Genomic DNA, 14,574 nt, shown 5'->3' with positions numbered 1-14,574 from the left:
GTTACGCAGCGCTGGCTCCTCCGGCCCTGACGGCTCATCTGGTGGGCTCCCCGCGGTGGCGCGAGGTGACCACCCGGACATCGGCGAAGGTGTGCGGGATGGGCGCGGACGGCTTGTGCAAAACGACCTCGACCGATTTGATCCGCGGATCGGTCATCACGTCGTCGGCGATCTCCGACACCACCGACTCGATGAGATTGCGCGGCGGGCCCTGGATGATCCGCACCGCGCGCTCGGCCAGCGCGCCGTAGTCCACGGTGGCCGCTAAGTCGTCGGATGCCGCGGCGACGGCGAAATCCACCCACACCGTCAGATCGACCAGGAACTCCTGGCCGTCGCGGCGCTCGTGATCGAACACCCCGTGATGCCCGTAGGCACGCAGGCCGCACAGCTCGATCCGGTCGGCGCCACGGCGGGTCGGCGCACTCCGCGACGCGGCACCGTCTTCGGCGTGGACCGGGGACTGGCTCATCGGTGAGCTCCTCGCACAGACGGGTGGGCGATGTCGTGTTCTGCGGCACGCTGCCGTGCGGCATTCTGCCACGCGCCGACGACGGCGATGGCGTCCAGCGAGGCGCGCACGTCATGCACCCGAACGCCCCAGGCGCCGTGCAGCGCGGCAAGCGCCGAGACGGTCGCGGTGGCCGTCTCCCGGCCGTCCGGCGGACGCGGTCCGGCGTCGTCGGCGAGCAGCGCGCCCAGGAAACGCTTGCGTGATGCGCCGATCAGGATCGGCAAGCCGTGCGCGACGAGTTCGGGCAGCGCGCCGAGCAGGGCCCAGTTGTGTTCGGCGTTCTTCGCGAAGCCCAGACCTGGGTCGAGGATCAGCCGGGATGGGTCGACCCCTGCGGTGACGGCCACATCCACCTGCGCGCTCAACTCGGCCAGCACCTCGGCGACCACGTCGTCGTAATGATCGGCCGGGCCGGTATGCCGGTAGTCGGCGCCCGCCCGCCAGTGCATGAGAATCCATGGGGCCCCCGCGGAGGCGACCACCCGCACCATGTCCGGGTCGGCACGGCCACCGGAGACATCGTTCACCACCGAGACCCCGGCTTCGATCGCCGCCTCGGCTACCGCGGCGCGCATGGTATCCACGCTGGTCGGCACGCCGGCCGCGACCAGCCCACGGATTACGGGAGTGACACGGGCCGCCTCGGTCGTCGCGTCGATGCGGATGGCGCCCGGCCTGGTGGACTCGCCGCCGACATCGATGATGTCCGCGCCCGCGGCATACAGCCGCACACCGTGCGCGACGGCCAGTTCAGGATCGAGATACTTGCCGCCGTCGGAGAACGAGTCGCTGGTGACGTTCACCACACCCATCACCACACAGGACCGACCGCCGCGCGCATTGATGGCTCCGAGACCGTTCATCGGGGCGTCCGTGACCGTCGCACCGGCCGGCGCGCTCTCGGCGCTGCTCGGCCCAGGCACCGCCGCCGGGCTACTCACGGTGTCCGAGCGCCCTGGCTCAGCCTGACCCGCACCGGGACTCCCCGTGGCGGTGTCCTTCCTTGTCGCTCCAGTCGCTGCGCTCTGTTCGCTCCTCGGCCCGGACACCGCCGACCCGCTCACTTGCGCAGAATGAGATCGAGCGCCTCGGAGCGCGAGGCGGCGTTGGACTGGAGCAGTCCGCGCACCGCGGAGGTGGTGGTACTCGCGCCCGGCTTGCGAATGCCGCGCATCGCCATGCACAGGTGCTCGGCCTCGATCACCACGATCGCGCCGCGCGGGTCCAGTTTGCGCATCACCGCGTCGGCGATCTGGCTGGTCAGGCGCTCCTGCACCTGGGGCCGCTTGGCATACAGGTCGACCAGCCTGGCCAGCTTGGACAGGCCGGTGACGCGGCCGTGCGGGCCGGGGATGTAGCCGACGTGGGCGACGCCATGGAACGACACGAGGTGGTGCTCGCAGGTGGAGTACATCGGGATATCGCGGACCAGCACGAGTTCCTGGTGTCCCTCGTCGAATGTGGTGTTGAGCACCGAATCCGGCTCCACATAGAGCCCGGAGAAGGTCTCCCGGTACGCACGTGCGACACGGGCCGGCGTCTCCCGCAGACCGGGCCGGTCCGGGTCCTCGCCGACAGCGATCAACAACTCCCGCACCGCGGCTTCGGCGCGGGCCCGGTCGAACGACCTGCCGGTTTCCAGTGCGACCAGGCCGGGCTCGGTCAAGCCGATGTCGACACCGTCGTGTTCAGCAGCATTCGACTCGGCAAGGACGTAGCCGCCGCCATGGTTGTTGGCCGACAATCGAGGACACCTCCAAAATCTCGGGGTGCCGGCAATTACTCGGCACCCCCGATGATCGAGCCTAATCGTCACTGACAGCGGCGCGAGCGATGGGCCGCGTAACCACGAAGGCCCCCGGAGCGCCGCACATCAGATACCGCGGGAGCGAAGGCCCCGCGGACAGCAGCCCGGGTGATCACGAAGGACACCCGGGCGAACCGCCCTGGTTTCAGTGTCGACCGTTCGGTCCATCCCAATCGCCGTTCTCGCCATCGCCGGCCGGGTTACCTCGACGCGGCTCGTCGTAGCCGCCACGATCGCCGTACCCGTCCGGGCCGTAGCCGTCGTCGGACCCACCGTGTGCACCCCACGGCTGGTAGCCCTGCCGCGGCTGCTGCGGATCGCCCCACCCGCTGGGCTGGTCCTGCTGCTGCGGCTCGTCCCGCGGCGGCCACCCCGGAGCCGACCACCCCGCGGGAGCGCCGTAGTCCGGCCGCGAGCCGTGCGTCCCCTGCCGTGGGTAGCCCGGCGAGGGCGTCTGCGGCAGCGGGTAGCCGGGCGCTGCCGGGCGACCGTACTGCGGCGGCGCGCCATATCCGCCCTCGTGCGGCGGATAACCGTTGGCGCCCTGCGGCTCGCGCTGCGCGGACGCGGCGACCGGCTGCACCAAAGGCTCCGGCGGCCACGATTCGCCGCGCTCGGCGGCCAGTTCACCCGGGGTCTTCACCGGCGGCTTGTCCGATGGCACGCGATCGCCGAAATCGTTGAACGCGGTGATTCGCGGGCGCTTGTCCACCGAGGCGAGGATCTGCTCGAGATCCTTGCGGTGCAGGGTCTCCCGTTCCAGCAGCGCGGTGGCCAGTACGTCGAGCACGTCGCGGTATTCGTTGAGGATGGCCCACGCCTCGGTGTGCGCGGCCTCGATCAGGTTGCGCACCTCCTCGTCGATCGCGCCCGCCACCTCGTGCGAAAACTCCGAACCCATGCCCATCGAGCGGCCGAGGAACGGATCGCCCTGTTCCTGGCCGTAGCGGACCGCACCGAGCCGGGCGCTCATGCCGTACTCGGTGACCATCGCGCGAGCGATCTTGGTGGCCTGGTCGATGTCGGAGGACGCGCCGGTGGTCGGCTCGTGGAACACCAGTTCCTCGGCCGCGCGACCGCCCATCGCCATGACCAGGCGGGCGATCATCTCCGAGCGGGTCATCAGCCCCTTGTCGTCCTCGGGCACCGTCATCGCGTGACCACCGGTGCGGCCGCGGGCAAGGATGGTGACCTTGTACACCGGTTCGATGTCCGGCATCGCCCAGGCGGCGAGAGTGTGGCCGCCCTCGTGGTAGGCGGTGATCTTCTTCTCGTGCTCGCTGATGATCCGGCTCTTGCGGCGCGGGCCGCCGATCACGCGGTCGACCGATTCCTCCAGCGATTCGCCGGTGATCATCGCGCCGTTCTCGCGTGCGGTGAGCAGCGCGGCCTCGTTGATCACGTTGGCCAGGTCCGCGCCGGACATGCCGACGGTGCGCTTGGCGAGACCGTCCAGGTCGGCATCCGGCGAGATCGGCTTGCCCTGCGAATGCACCCGCAGGATGGAGCGGCGACCCGCGAGATCGGGGTTGCCGACCGGGATCTGCCGGTCGAACCGGCCGGGGCGCAGCAGGGCGGGGTCGAGGATGTCGGGGCGGTTGGTCGCCGCGATCAGGATGATGCCGGTGCGGTCGCCGAAGCCGTCCATCTCGACCAGCAGCTGGTTGAGGGTCTGCTCGCGCTCGTCGTGACCACCACCGAGGCCGGCGCCGCGTTGGCGGCCGACCGCGTCGATCTCGTCCACGAAGATGATGCAGGGGCTGTTCTGCTTGGCCTGCTCGAACAGGTCACGCACCCGGGAGGCGCCGACACCGACGAACATCTCCACGAAGTCCGAACCCGAGATGGTGAAGAACGGCACACCCGCCTCGCCCGCGACGGCGCGGGCCAGCAGGGTCTTACCGGTACCGGGCGGGCCGTAGAGCAGCACGCCCTTGGGGATCTTGGCGCCGAGGGCCTGGTAGCGGACCGGGTTCTGCAGGAAGTCCTTGATCTCGTAGAGCTCTTCGACGGCCTCGTCGGCCCCGGCCACGTCGGCGAACGTGGTCTTGGGCATGTCCTTGGACAGCTGCTTGGCCTTCGACTTGCCGAAGCCCATCATGCCGCCGCGGCCGCCGCCCTGCATACGGGCCATCACGAAGATGAACAGCCCGAGCAGGATCACCATCGGCAACACGAACAGCAGGATCTGGGTGAACCAGCTCTCCTGCTTGACCACGGTGTTGTAGTTGGCGCCGGAGTTCTTCACGGCGTCGAAGATCTGCGCGGAGGTCTCGCTGCCGCCCGGATACTTCGCGATGATCTTGGCCTGACCACCGGTGGCGTCGTTGCCGTTCTTCAGCTCGATGCGCAGCTGCTGCTCACGGTCATCGATCTGCACGTTCTGAACGTTGCTCTTGTCGTCCAGCTGGCTCAGGGCAACCGATGTATCGACGCTCTTCCAGCCCCGCGTGTCGTTGCCGAAGTAGCTGAACGCATAGATCACGAGCAGGATGCCCGAGACTATGGCCAGGGTGCGAAACACAGTCTTGCGGTTCATATAGAGCGTCGGCCGGGGGCGGCCAGTCCTTTCCGGTGTCTCCGGTTCTTGCCTAGCGATGCGTCTGGCGCGTCCGGTTCCGCGGGGGTTCGGATGCGGACAAGCCACGTTACCGCGTACGGTCTACTCGATACATCGCGCAGTTCGGCTGCAGGTGCAGCTAAAGAGGTAAACGGCCGGGGACCGACGGTGGTTCCCGATGTCTCCGGTTCGGCTTCCTCCAAGTGGCAACAATCATGGCATGTTCGGCCTATCGTGAGCGACGACACAACACGCGGCGCGAGCGACGGGCACGGAGGCGGTAGCTTGCGTAACCACGAAGGGCCCCGGCAGCGCTGCCCAGCAGACACAGCGGCGCGAACGAGAGGTGCGGCGGCGGTAGCCCGCGTAACCACCCTGGGCCCGGGCGCGCCGTATCAGACAGAGCGGCGCGAAACGACGGGCACGGAAGCGGGCAGCTTGCGTAACCACGAAGGGCCCCGGGAGTGCCGCGAATCAGACAGAGCGCAGGGGGTATGGACATAGTCGAGCTACGGACACCCACAGCGATACTGCGTCACGGCCGCGGCAGGCTGATCGTTCTACGGCCTGGGTCCGACGGCGAGCGCGTACTCGACGTTCCGGTCTCGGACCTGCTCAAGGTCCGGTTGAACCGGCGCGCGGACGACGCGGTGGTCATCGAGATCTATCTGCGGTACCCGACGCCCGTGCTGACCGGCGTGCCCGCGGACCGGACGCCGCTGCCGGTCCTGATCGCCGAGCACGACGTCCCCGCGGCCACCGAGATCATCGACCGGATCAACGCGCACATCCTGGCCACCCAGCGCGTCGACGTGGCCGCGCCCGATCTGCGGCCACCGACACCCACCTGGGGCAGAAGCGGCCCCACCCGTGCGGACGTGGACCGGGCGGCCGGCCGGATGACGCAGCGCCGCGAAGCCAAGCCGGCGATAGCGGCTCTGCATCGTTACGTGACGCCTGACGAATATGTCTTGGAGACCGGCGTCGCGGTCGCGCATCCCCCCGCTGGCACGGGCCCCGGCCTGCTCGCCGCGACAACGGGACGGCTGCTGTTCATCTCGATCGGCGAGCCCCGGTACGCGTACGAACTGCCCATTCCCGCGGTCATCTGGGCGCGAACCACCGACACTCCCGCGGTCGGCCCCGGCGAGATCGGCCCGGTGCGCGGCACGACGGGCATGGACGTGTACGACGGCAACCGGACGCTGCATTTCGCGGGCGCCGACCGCGCCGACACCGAGCGGGTCACCTGCGCGGTGAACTTCGCGATGCGCCGCGAATCCGCGGACGGCGCCGCTGGCTCCGCGGATCCCGGTGTGGCCCAGCTGTATTCGGAGTGGGAGCTGCTGGTCGAGCGGCACTCCCTCGGCATGGTGGACGACGCGCAGTTCCAGCGCTACGGCCGCGGCATCCTGCGCTCACTCCCCGGTGTTTGATTTGCTGTGTTTGATTTGCCGCGCCTGCGGCGCGGCGTGTTCGCGGCCCCTTTGTGGCTTGCGTTCGAGCGGTCGCTGCTCGCCCTACGGCGCATGCGCATCGACCACTCGGACGCAAGCCGGTCCGCGAACGCGCTCGTAAGACTCGCGCCGTGCGTCGTTGCTAGTCGTGCGTCGTTACTGGTCGTGCGTCGTTGCTAGGCGGGGTGGGTGACGGTTCGGTCAGTGATACTCGCCGCCACGGGCTGGTCGGGCGCAGCCATAGCCGCAGCAGCTCCATCCGGCGGTCGACGCCGCCGTTCTTGAGCTCCGCCAGGTCCTCGCAGGCCTGCCAGTAGGTCCAACCAGTGAGGTAGGCGTCCCCGAACTGGCGCCAGTTGCGGTACTTGCTCTGCGCGAGCGGCAGGGCGCGACCGAGATAACTCCAGGCCACGTCGGCGTCGAGGTAGCCGGCGGTGTAGGCCATTCTGGCCACCGCGACCACCCTGGCCAGGTCCCACGCATGGATGTCGCTGGGCAGCGGCCTGGCCAGATGGTCGGTGAAACCGATCTTGATCGCCTGCGACCAGATGTCGTAGTCGCGGACCAGCGCCTCGGGGTTGTCCATGCCGCGGAACGCGCCCACCTGCCGCAGGAATGTCCGGTGCCGGTCGGCCCGCTCGCCGAAGCGGTCGCGCTCACTGGCGTTGATCGAGGCCGTCACGAGCGGATGCACGAGCGCGTAGAGCGGGGCGTGCATACCGTTCAGCAACTGTTCCATCGATGCCTGCGCCTCGGTTGCGTCGGTGATGCCCCACGCGCCGGTGAGCGTGTCGATGGCCAGCTCGCGCCGGTCGCCGAGCGGATGCGCGCGCTCCGGCCCGAGCAGCAGCGCGTCGTGGAAGGCGTCCCAGCGCGCGGAGTAGAAGGCGCCGAGCGCCAGCGCCCGCAGCTCGTCGTCGGAGATCGCGGCGCCGGACCAATGGTCTTCCTCCCGCTCGTCCAGCTCCGCATACGGAAACGTCGTCAAGGTGGGTACGCCGCGCGAAGACATGACCCGATTGTTCCCCATCCGTCGCGGCGCGGTCCGGGTATTCGTGGATGGCTTCGCGGGTTCGTCCACCCGCCTGCCGCCGCGGCGCGTCCGTCGAGCGACATCGATCGCCGCTCGTGTCTACTTGCCTGACGCAGGTCGCGCTGTGGAGCTAGTGTTCTCACATGTGTAGAAACATCACCGTCCTGCGTGGTCTGGAACCTGCCGCAACCGAGCAGGAAATCTATGCCGCCGCACTGCAGTACGTGCGCAAGGTCGGTGGCGTGTCCGGCCTGAGCTCGACCACCAAACCGGCCGTCGACAAGGCCGTCGCGGCCATCGCAGCGGCGACCACCACCTTGCTCGCCGAACTGCCCGACCGCAGGGTCGCGCCGACCACCGAGCCACCACTACGCCGCATCGCGGCACGCGAGGCCGCGGGCGAGTAGTCCGGCCGGTTCAGGGCAGGACATCGACGCCGTAGATCGCGACGCAGACCAGCGCGATCTCCAGTGGCAAACGCCGCTCCTCGATCGCGAAGCCCAGGAGGTGTTCGATCCGCTGCATGCGGTAGCGGACCGTGTTCTTGTGTACGCCGAGCAGTTTCGCCGTAGCCTCCGGGCTGCGGTGGCTGCGCAAGTAGGCATGCAGCGTCTCGCGCAGACGTGCGGCGTTCGCGTCCCGGGCCGCCAGCGCGCCCAGCTCACGCCCCACCAGCCCGCGCATGGCCGCGTCGTCGGCGCCGGCCAGATAGGCGATCTCGACCGCGCGATACCCCGTCACGCGCCCGTCCGTGGGCGCGCGCTCGGCGACATTCCGCGCCGCGACCGCCTCACGATGACTCTGCCGAAAGCCCGCGATCCCCCCGGCGGGCACCCCGAAAGCCACGCGTACCGGCGCCTCGACCTCAGTCACTGCCAGCCGCTCCACCTCGCCCGCCGCCGCCGGTTCCGCGCCGCGTTCCGGGTCGTCCAAACCCGCCCAGGCCCACATCCCGCTGGCGCCGGACGGGACGGTGAGCACGCGTCCGCTGCCGAGGATGGCCGCCAGCCGGGCCGCGACCCGGTCCAGCATGCCGGTCGCCTCGGCATCCGCGCCGCCCGGTTCTCCGGTGGGCTCGTCGGTCCACAGCACGAAGGCCAGATGCTGCTGCGACAGCCGGTATCCCAGCCGCACCGAGGCCTGCTCGATGTCCACGTCGTCGCCACCGAGCACGGCGCGGACGGTCTCGGCGCGCCGGTTGAGCGCGGCGCGCAGAACCTGCTCGCGCTCTTCCATGTAGGTATCGGTGAGCAATTCGACGGAAGTGCCCATCCACTTGGTGGAGCGCTCGAACAGCCGCAACAGCACCACGCGCTCGATCTCCGGGGGCGCCTGCCGCTGCTCGATCACCTCGGTCATGTAGTCCAGCACCGCCTCCATGCCCACGTGATAGACGCGCAGCAGCAACCGCAACTCGAAACCACGCCTCGCCACGCTGCGCGCGAACGCGTGCGCCTCCTCCGGCAGCGAGAACTCGAAGGTGTCGCTGGTCAGGCGGCTGAGCACGATCCTGGCGTGGGCCCTGGTGCTCGCCGCGAGATCGCGGCGCATATCGCGATCGGCGAGTTCGGGGATGCGCGCGACGATGACCTCGTCGAGCCGGGTGACGATCCGGTCGAGCGTCTCGGCGCGCATCGTCTCGTAGACGTAGTCGGCCAGCCAGTCCCGCACCTCGTCCGGCGCCGGCCCAACCCGGGTCGCCGCGCTCGGCGACGGCGGAATGGTCATCACCAGCTCCTTCGGTTGGGCGGAAATCTCGCCACTATTTGTTTTTTGAGCACAAAGTTTCCTGTCAGCATTGACAAATTGGGCCAAGAAAGTCCTAGCTGATTGTGTCACCATCATAGTTCAGTGGCCTGTTTCACAGCAGTCAGCAGACCGCGGTTCAACACAACGTCAGTGGGAGAACAGCTAGTGACCAATTCCGAACCAGCGCCCGGCGCGACCAAGAAGGCGGCAGCCAGGAAGACGCAGGCACGCACGAAGACCGCGAAGACCGGCGACGTCCCGGCCGTCATCGAGGTACGCAACCCCGGCACCGGCGAGGTCGTGGGCACGGTGCCGGAGGAGACCGCGGACGCGGTCGCGGCCAAAGTCCGCGAGCTGCGGCTGTACCAGCCGGAATGGGAGGCGATCGGTCCCGACGGCCGCAAGGCATGGCTGCTGAAGTTGCAGGACTGGTTGATCGACAACACCGACCGCCTGGCCACCGTGCTGCAGTCGGAGACCGCGAAGCCGCGGGTCGACGCCCTGATCGACCCGGGCTTCGCGACCGACCTGATCGGCTACTACGCGCGCCGCGCGGCGAAATTCCTCGCCGACGACCACCCCTCGCCGCACAGTCCGCTCGCCAGGGTCAAGCGACTGACCACGGTCTACCGGCCTTATCCGGTGGTCGGCGTGATCACCCCGTGGAACTTCCCGCTCGCCATGCCGGTGATGGACGTGATTCCCGCGCTCGCCGCCGGGGCGGCCGTCATCCTCAAGCCGTCCGAGGTGACGCCGCTGTCGGCGCTCGAATTGGCCAAGGGCTGGGCGGAAATCGGCGCTCCGCCGGTCTTCGCGGTGGTCACCGGCTCGGGCGCGACCGGGGCGGCCGTGGTCGGCAACGCGGACTACATCCAGTTCACCGGTTCCACCGCGACCGGCCGCAAGATCGCCGCCGCCTGCGTGGAGCGGATGATTCCGTACAGCCTCGAGCTCGGCGGCAAGGACCCGGCCATCGTCTTGGCCGACGCCGACCTCGATCGCGCGGCGCACGGCATCGCCTTCGGCGGCATGTTCAACTCCGGACAGGTCTGCATCTCGGTGGAGCGGGTGTACGTCGAGGCGCCGGTCTACGACGAGTTCGTCGCCAAGTTGACCAGCAACGTCAAGGCGCTGCGCCAGGGACTCGACGGCCGCGACTCGCAGTTCGACGTGGGCGCGCTGGCCAACGAGAATCAGGTGGCAATCGTGCAGCGCCACGTCGACGAGGCCGTCGCGGCGGGTGCGAAGGTGCTGACCGGCGGCAAGCGGGCCGGGTTCGGCTCCGCGTTCGAGCCGACCGTGCTCGTGGACGTCGACCACACCATGTCCTGCGTCAGCGAGGAGACCTTCGGCCCGACCCTGCCGGTGATGAAGGTGGCCGACGAGGCGGAGGCGATCCGGCTGGCCAACGACTCGGTATACGGGCTGTCGGCGTCGGTGTGGACGGGCGACAAGGAACGCGGCGCGCGGATCGCGCGGCAACTGAACGCGGGCGCGGTCAATATCAACGACGTCTTCGCCAACCTGTTCAGCTACGCACTGCCGATGGGCGGCTGGGGCCTGTCCGGCGTCGGCGCCCGCTGGGGCGGCGCGAACGGTGTGCGCAAATACTGCCGTCAGCAGGCGATCACCACGCCGATCCTGCCGACACAGCAGAAGGAGCTGTTCTGGTACCCGTATTCGATGCCGAAACTCCTGTTCGCACTAGGCGCCATGCGTGCGGCGGGAGCGCGGGGTCTGCGCCGCCTCGACCTGCCCGCGCTGTTGAAGTTGAGGGGTGACGACAAGTGATCGATGCGAAGCAGATCCGCGGCAAGGTCGTCGTCGTCACCGGCGGCGCTCGCGGCATCGGACTGGCCACGGCTACCACGCTGCAAGCCCTCGGCGCGCAGATCGCCATCGGCGATATCGACGAGGCTACGGTCAAGGAGGTCGGCACGGCGCGTGGATTCGAGCTCTACGGCAAGCTCGACGTGACCGATCAGAACTCCTTCGAGAGTTTCCTCGACGACGTGGAGCGCACCATCGGCCCGATCGATGTGCTGATCAACAACGCGGGCATCATGCCGACCGGCAAACTGGTGGACGAGCCGGACCAGGTCACCCGCCGCATCCTGGACATCAACGTCTACGGCGTGATCCTCGGCTCCAAGCTCGGCCTGCGCCGGATGCTGCCGCGCGGGCGCGGGCACATCATCAACATCGCCTCACTGGCGGGCGAGACGCACATCCCTGGCCTGGCGACATACAACGCGAGCAAACACGCGGTGCTGGGGTTCACCGACACGTTGCGCGAGGAATATCGCGGCACCGGCCTCAGCTTCTCCTCGGTCCTGCCCACGCTGACCAACACCGATCTGGGTTCCGGCGTCACGGCGCCGAGCCTGCTGCGCCCGGCCGAGCCGGAGGAGATCGCCGACGCCGTGGCCAAGCTGATCGTCGCGCCGAAGTCCAAGGTCAGGGTGACTGCGCTGGCCGGATTCGTCGCCCAAGTGGTCGGACTGCTGCCCGAGGCGCTCGGAGACAGCATCGGCCGTGCGCTCGGCTCCGGTCGTGCGTTCCTCGACGACGTCGACGCCGAGAAGCGCAAGACGTATGAGGAGCGCGCCCGCGGCGTGTGAATCGTCGCGCCGGGCCCGCGGCGCCGCCCGTCTGATTCGTGCAGAGGGCGGTGCCGCTGTGCGTCCGGCCCCCCACAACCGGTAGGGACCAGCACCACAGACGATTTGTGATGAAAATCACGCGAGCTATCGATTACACCTGATCGGCGCTCGGCAGCGAACTCACAGCCGATCGTCGGCAACCATCCATGTGTCCACAACCCGCCATCGATACTGCCGACATCGTCCCATCTATGCTGGTCAAGCGCCCAACTATGCGGCTTCGACCAGGAAGATCGGTGCATGCCGAGAATTCGCCGATCGGTTAGTGCGGAGCACCATGGTAGGCAATATGCTGTCTCTAACAAACCTGCCGACTGTTTCGGCACCAGTATCCGAACTTTTCGGCCTGATAAGGCTGGAAATTCAGGACCGATTCTGATAGCAAGGGGCTATGGACCCGCATTTGCGCGACCTGCGGTATTTCGTCGCCGTCGCTGAGGAACTGCACTTCACCAACGCCGCTCAGCGGCTGCACATCGCTCAACCCACCCTGTCGCGTCAGATCCGTCAGCTGGAACGCCAGCTCGACGTGGTCCTGTTCGACCGCAACCAGCGCAGCGTCGCGCTGACCGTCGCGGGCAAGGAACTGCTCGAAGGCGCCCGCAAGATCCTCGAGCTGTGGGAGGTCACCAACGTCTCGCTGCAGGAGGCCGGTGAGGTGCTGCGCGTCGGGATTCAGTCCGCGCTCGGCCGCGGCCTGCTCAGCGATCTGGAGAGCGCGAGCGGACACCGCCTCGCATTGCACGCGGCCTCGTGGACCGATCCGTCCAGCGGCCTCGCCGGCCGTCAGGCCGACCTCGCCTTGGTCTGGCTTCCGCTGCCGGACCCGAGCCGCTACCGCTGGCAGGTGCTGCGCACGGAGCCGCGCTGGGTGCTGCTCCCGGAGAACCACCCGCTCGCCGCCTCGGAGACCATCGAATTCGGCGATCTGCTCGACGAGCCGTTCGTCGCGCTACCCACCGAAGCCGGTGCGGTGCGCGACTTCTGGCTGGGTAACGAAGGGCGTGGCGGCCGCGCGGCGAAGATCGGCGCCGAAGCCGCGACGCCCGAGGACCGGCTGGAGGCGGTGAGCCTCGGGCTCGGTATCTGCCTGCTCGCCGAGAACAACGTGCCGATGTACCGCTGGCCCGGCCTGACCGCCCGGCCCGTGTCCGGACTGGCGCCATGCGAACTCGCGGTGGCGTGGCGGGCCGACGACACCCGGCCGACCATCCTGGAGTTCGCCAGCCGCACCGTCGAGGGCGGATTCGCCGCGCAGCAGTCCCCGGTCACCGTCTGACCCGGGGCGCCGCGCTCAGGGCGCGGTGCGCTGCCAAGGGTGGCGGGTCTCCAGCTGCGCGGCCAATCGCAACAGGGTGGATTCACTGCCGGGCGGGCCCGCGAGCTGCGCGGCCACGGGCGTCCCCGACGACGGATGCATGCCCATCGGCACGGAGGCGGCGGGCCAGCCGACCAGATTCCACAGGGAAGTGAAGGGTGCGAACCGCGCGCCGCCGAGCAGAGGGGCCGGTCGATTGCGGGAGTGCCAGGCCCGCGCCGTCGGTGGCGGGGCGGCAAGCGTGGGAGTGATCACCACGTCGTAGCGGTCGAAGAATTCCAGTAGTCGCGCCTCGACCCGGTCGATCTGGGCTGGGCATATGAGCTGCGACTGGTGCACCATCCTGCCGAGGGCCAGCTGGAGCCGGGTGCGACGCGATAGTCGAGCGGACTGCGGTAGGGCCGGGGCCTCGCGCGCACCCACGGCCAGCCAGCGTAGGAAGACCTCGAACAAGGCGTTGCCGTAGGGCAGTGTGGTCGTTTCCACGAGATGGCCTGCCGCCGCGGCGACCGAGGCGGCCCTGCGGGCGGCGGCGGTCCAATGCCGGTCCACGTGCACCAGTCGCGAAGGTGGATCCACGGCCAGTGCGATGCGTAGTCGGCCCGGTGGGTCCACCTCGGCTAGGTTCGGCCGGGCTGCCAGGACCGACAGCGCCAGCGCCGCGTCCTGCACCGTTGTCGCGAGCACGCCGTTTTCCACCAGGGCCGGCGACGCGGCCGCACCGGTGTAGCACCCGGGCTTGATCCCGAAAACCCCGCAGCAGGCCGCCGCCACGCGCACCGAGCCGAGGCCGTCGCTGCCGTGCGCCACCGGAACCAGCCCGGCCGCGACCGCCGCCGCGGCTGGTCCGCCCGCATTACGCGTGCTATTCCACGGGTTGCGAACGACTGGCCCCGCACCGTCGTTCGTGCCCCATCGGCCGAACTCGCCTCCGGCGACCAGCCCGACGACCACGGCGCCCGCGCCGCGCAGCCGTGCCACCACCGGGTGATCCGCGGCAGCCACCGACCCCCATGGCACCGGCTCGCCCGCGAACAACGCGCCGTGTTCGACCGCGATCGGCACACCGGCCAACGGCAGCACGTCGAGGTCGTCCCGTTCCTCCAGTGCGGCGGCCTCGGCCATGGCCCGCTCGGCGCGAACGACGCGGAACGCGTCCGAATCCCGCTCCGCCACCGAGATCCGCGTCGCGGCCTCCGCCACCACTCGGCTGGGGAGTAGCACGCCATCCCGTACGCCCACCGCGATCGTCACGGCCGGGCCGCGCCCTGGATCGGGCTCGGCGTCCCGGCCTCGGCCGGAGCGCGGGTCGGCAGCGATCCTGCCATTTCGAATCGTTGTCAGCGGCACGGCCTTTTTCGTCGAGATCGAACCGTCCGCCACCACCGCGGCATCATCAGACATGCTGGTCATCCCCCGTCGCATCGTTGTCGAAATCGGGTGATCCGCTGTTGAGCCGCAAGTTATCATTTC

The 14,574-nt window shown here is 69.0% G+C and carries 12 protein-coding genes; 5 read left to right on the top strand and 7 right to left on the bottom strand.

All coding sequences use genetic code 11. From position 1 onward, the window contains the following. Positions 1-34: 34 nt before the first annotated feature. From folB to ftsH, 4 genes are all read right to left on the bottom strand, one after another. On the bottom strand, positions 35-472 hold the full coding sequence (folB, locus tag OHA40_RS17945) for a dihydroneopterin aldolase (RefSeq protein WP_330228087.1): 438 nt from the start codon (positions 470-472) through the stop codon (positions 35-37). Further along, positions 469-1,377 carry a dihydropteroate synthase gene (folP, locus tag OHA40_RS17940; protein ID WP_330228086.1) on the bottom strand — a complete coding sequence of 303 codons (909 nt, stop codon included), beginning with the start codon at positions 1,375-1,377 and terminating at the stop codon, positions 469-471. The genes folB and folP overlap by 4 nt, the downstream gene beginning before the upstream one ends. Positions 1,378-1,574: 197 nt before the next feature. Continuing rightward, complete coding sequence (gene folE / locus OHA40_RS17935) at positions 1,575-2,186, bottom strand: GTP cyclohydrolase I FolE (protein ID WP_330234240.1); 612 nt, start codon at positions 2,184-2,186, stop codon at positions 1,575-1,577. A gap of 280 nt (positions 2,187-2,466) precedes the next feature. Next, positions 2,467-4,860 carry an ATP-dependent zinc metalloprotease FtsH gene (ftsH, locus tag OHA40_RS17930; RefSeq protein WP_330228085.1) on the bottom strand — a complete coding sequence of 798 codons (2,394 nt, stop codon included), beginning with the start codon at positions 4,858-4,860 and terminating at the stop codon, positions 2,467-2,469. A gap of 515 nt (positions 4,861-5,375) precedes the next feature. On the opposite strand from ftsH, the gene OHA40_RS17925 reads away from it, so the two are divergent. Beyond that, a complete protein-coding gene (locus OHA40_RS17925) occupies positions 5,376-6,317 on the top strand; it encodes a hypothetical protein (RefSeq protein ID WP_330228084.1) in 942 nt (313 codons plus the stop codon). Between the two features lie 163 nt (positions 6,318-6,480). Here OHA40_RS17925 and OHA40_RS17920 read toward each other — a convergent pair whose 3' ends face one another. Beyond that, the gene (locus OHA40_RS17920) at positions 6,481-7,350 is read right to left on the bottom strand and encodes a DUF1266 domain-containing protein (RefSeq protein ID WP_330228083.1); all 870 of its coding nucleotides are present in this window, start codon (positions 7,348-7,350) and stop codon (positions 6,481-6,483) included. A 164-nt stretch (positions 7,351-7,514) separates the two neighbouring features. Between OHA40_RS17920 and OHA40_RS17915 the strand changes: the two genes are divergently transcribed. Then, positions 7,515-7,778 (top strand): DUF2277 domain-containing protein, encoded by a 264-nt coding sequence (locus OHA40_RS17915; RefSeq protein ID WP_067469180.1) that lies wholly within the window; start codon positions 7,515-7,517, stop codon positions 7,776-7,778. 10 nt (positions 7,779-7,788) lie between these two features. On the opposite strand, the gene OHA40_RS17910 is transcribed toward OHA40_RS17915, so the two are convergent. After that, the gene (locus OHA40_RS17910) at positions 7,789-9,099 is read right to left on the bottom strand and encodes a PucR family transcriptional regulator (protein ID WP_330228082.1); all 1,311 of its coding nucleotides are present in this window, start codon (positions 9,097-9,099) and stop codon (positions 7,789-7,791) included. 186 nt (positions 9,100-9,285) lie between these two features. On the opposite strand from OHA40_RS17910, the gene OHA40_RS17905 reads away from it, so the two are divergent. The 3 genes from OHA40_RS17905 (at position 9,286) to OHA40_RS17895 (ending at position 13,062) form a co-directional block, all read left to right on the top strand. Continuing rightward, positions 9,286-10,911, top strand: a complete 1,626-nt coding sequence (locus OHA40_RS17905) for an aldehyde dehydrogenase family protein (RefSeq protein ID WP_330228081.1) — start codon at positions 9,286-9,288, stop codon at positions 10,909-10,911. Next, a complete protein-coding gene (locus OHA40_RS17900) occupies positions 10,908-11,741 on the top strand; it encodes an SDR family oxidoreductase (RefSeq protein ID WP_330228080.1) in 834 nt (277 codons plus the stop codon). Before OHA40_RS17905 ends, OHA40_RS17900 begins: the two co-directional genes overlap by 4 nt. 433 nt (positions 11,742-12,174) lie before the next feature. Then, entirely contained in the window at positions 12,175-13,062 is an 888-nt protein-coding gene (locus tag OHA40_RS17895; RefSeq protein WP_330228079.1) for a LysR family transcriptional regulator, read from the top strand. Positions 13,063-13,077: 15 nt separating this feature from the next. Here OHA40_RS17895 and OHA40_RS17890 read toward each other — a convergent pair whose 3' ends face one another. Continuing rightward, a complete protein-coding gene (locus tag OHA40_RS17890) occupies positions 13,078-14,505 on the bottom strand; it encodes an amidase family protein (RefSeq protein WP_330228078.1) in 1,428 nt (475 codons plus the stop codon). Between the last annotated feature and the right edge of the window lie 69 nt (positions 14,506-14,574).

The organism is Nocardia sp. NBC_00508 (assembly GCF_036346875.1).
Lineage (GTDB): Bacteria > Actinomycetota > Actinomycetes > Mycobacteriales > Mycobacteriaceae > Nocardia.
This window is presented reverse-complemented; position numbering and strand designations above follow the sequence as displayed.

Bases quoted from the DNA above. Each gene is read 5' to 3' on its own strand.
- OHA40_RS17910 (WP_330228082.1), bottom strand. From the start codon at position 9,099: ATGACCATTCCGCCGTCGCCGAGCGCGGCGACCCGGGTTGGGCCGGCG.
- folB (WP_330228087.1), bottom strand. From the start codon at position 472: ATGAGCCAGTCCCCGGTCCACGCCGAAGACGGTGCCGCGTCGCGGAGT.
- folP (WP_330228086.1), bottom strand. From the start codon at position 1,377: ATGAACGGTCTCGGAGCCATCAATGCGCGCGGCGGTCGGTCCTGTGTG.
- OHA40_RS17915 (WP_067469180.1), top strand. From the start codon at position 7,515: ATGTGTAGAAACATCACCGTCCTGCGTGGTCTGGAACCTGCCGCAACC.
- OHA40_RS17890 (WP_330228078.1), bottom strand. From the start codon at position 14,505: ATGTCTGATGATGCCGCGGTGGTGGCGGACGGTTCGATCTCGACGAAA.
- OHA40_RS17925 (WP_330228084.1), top strand. From the start codon at position 5,376: ATGGACATAGTCGAGCTACGGACACCCACAGCGATACTGCGTCACGGC.
- ftsH (WP_330228085.1), bottom strand. From the start codon at position 4,860: ATGAACCGCAAGACTGTGTTTCGCACCCTGGCCATAGTCTCGGGCATC.
- OHA40_RS17920 (WP_330228083.1), bottom strand. From the start codon at position 7,350: ATGTCTTCGCGCGGCGTACCCACCTTGACGACGTTTCCGTATGCGGAG.
- OHA40_RS17895 (WP_330228079.1), top strand. From the start codon at position 12,175: ATGGACCCGCATTTGCGCGACCTGCGGTATTTCGTCGCCGTCGCTGAG.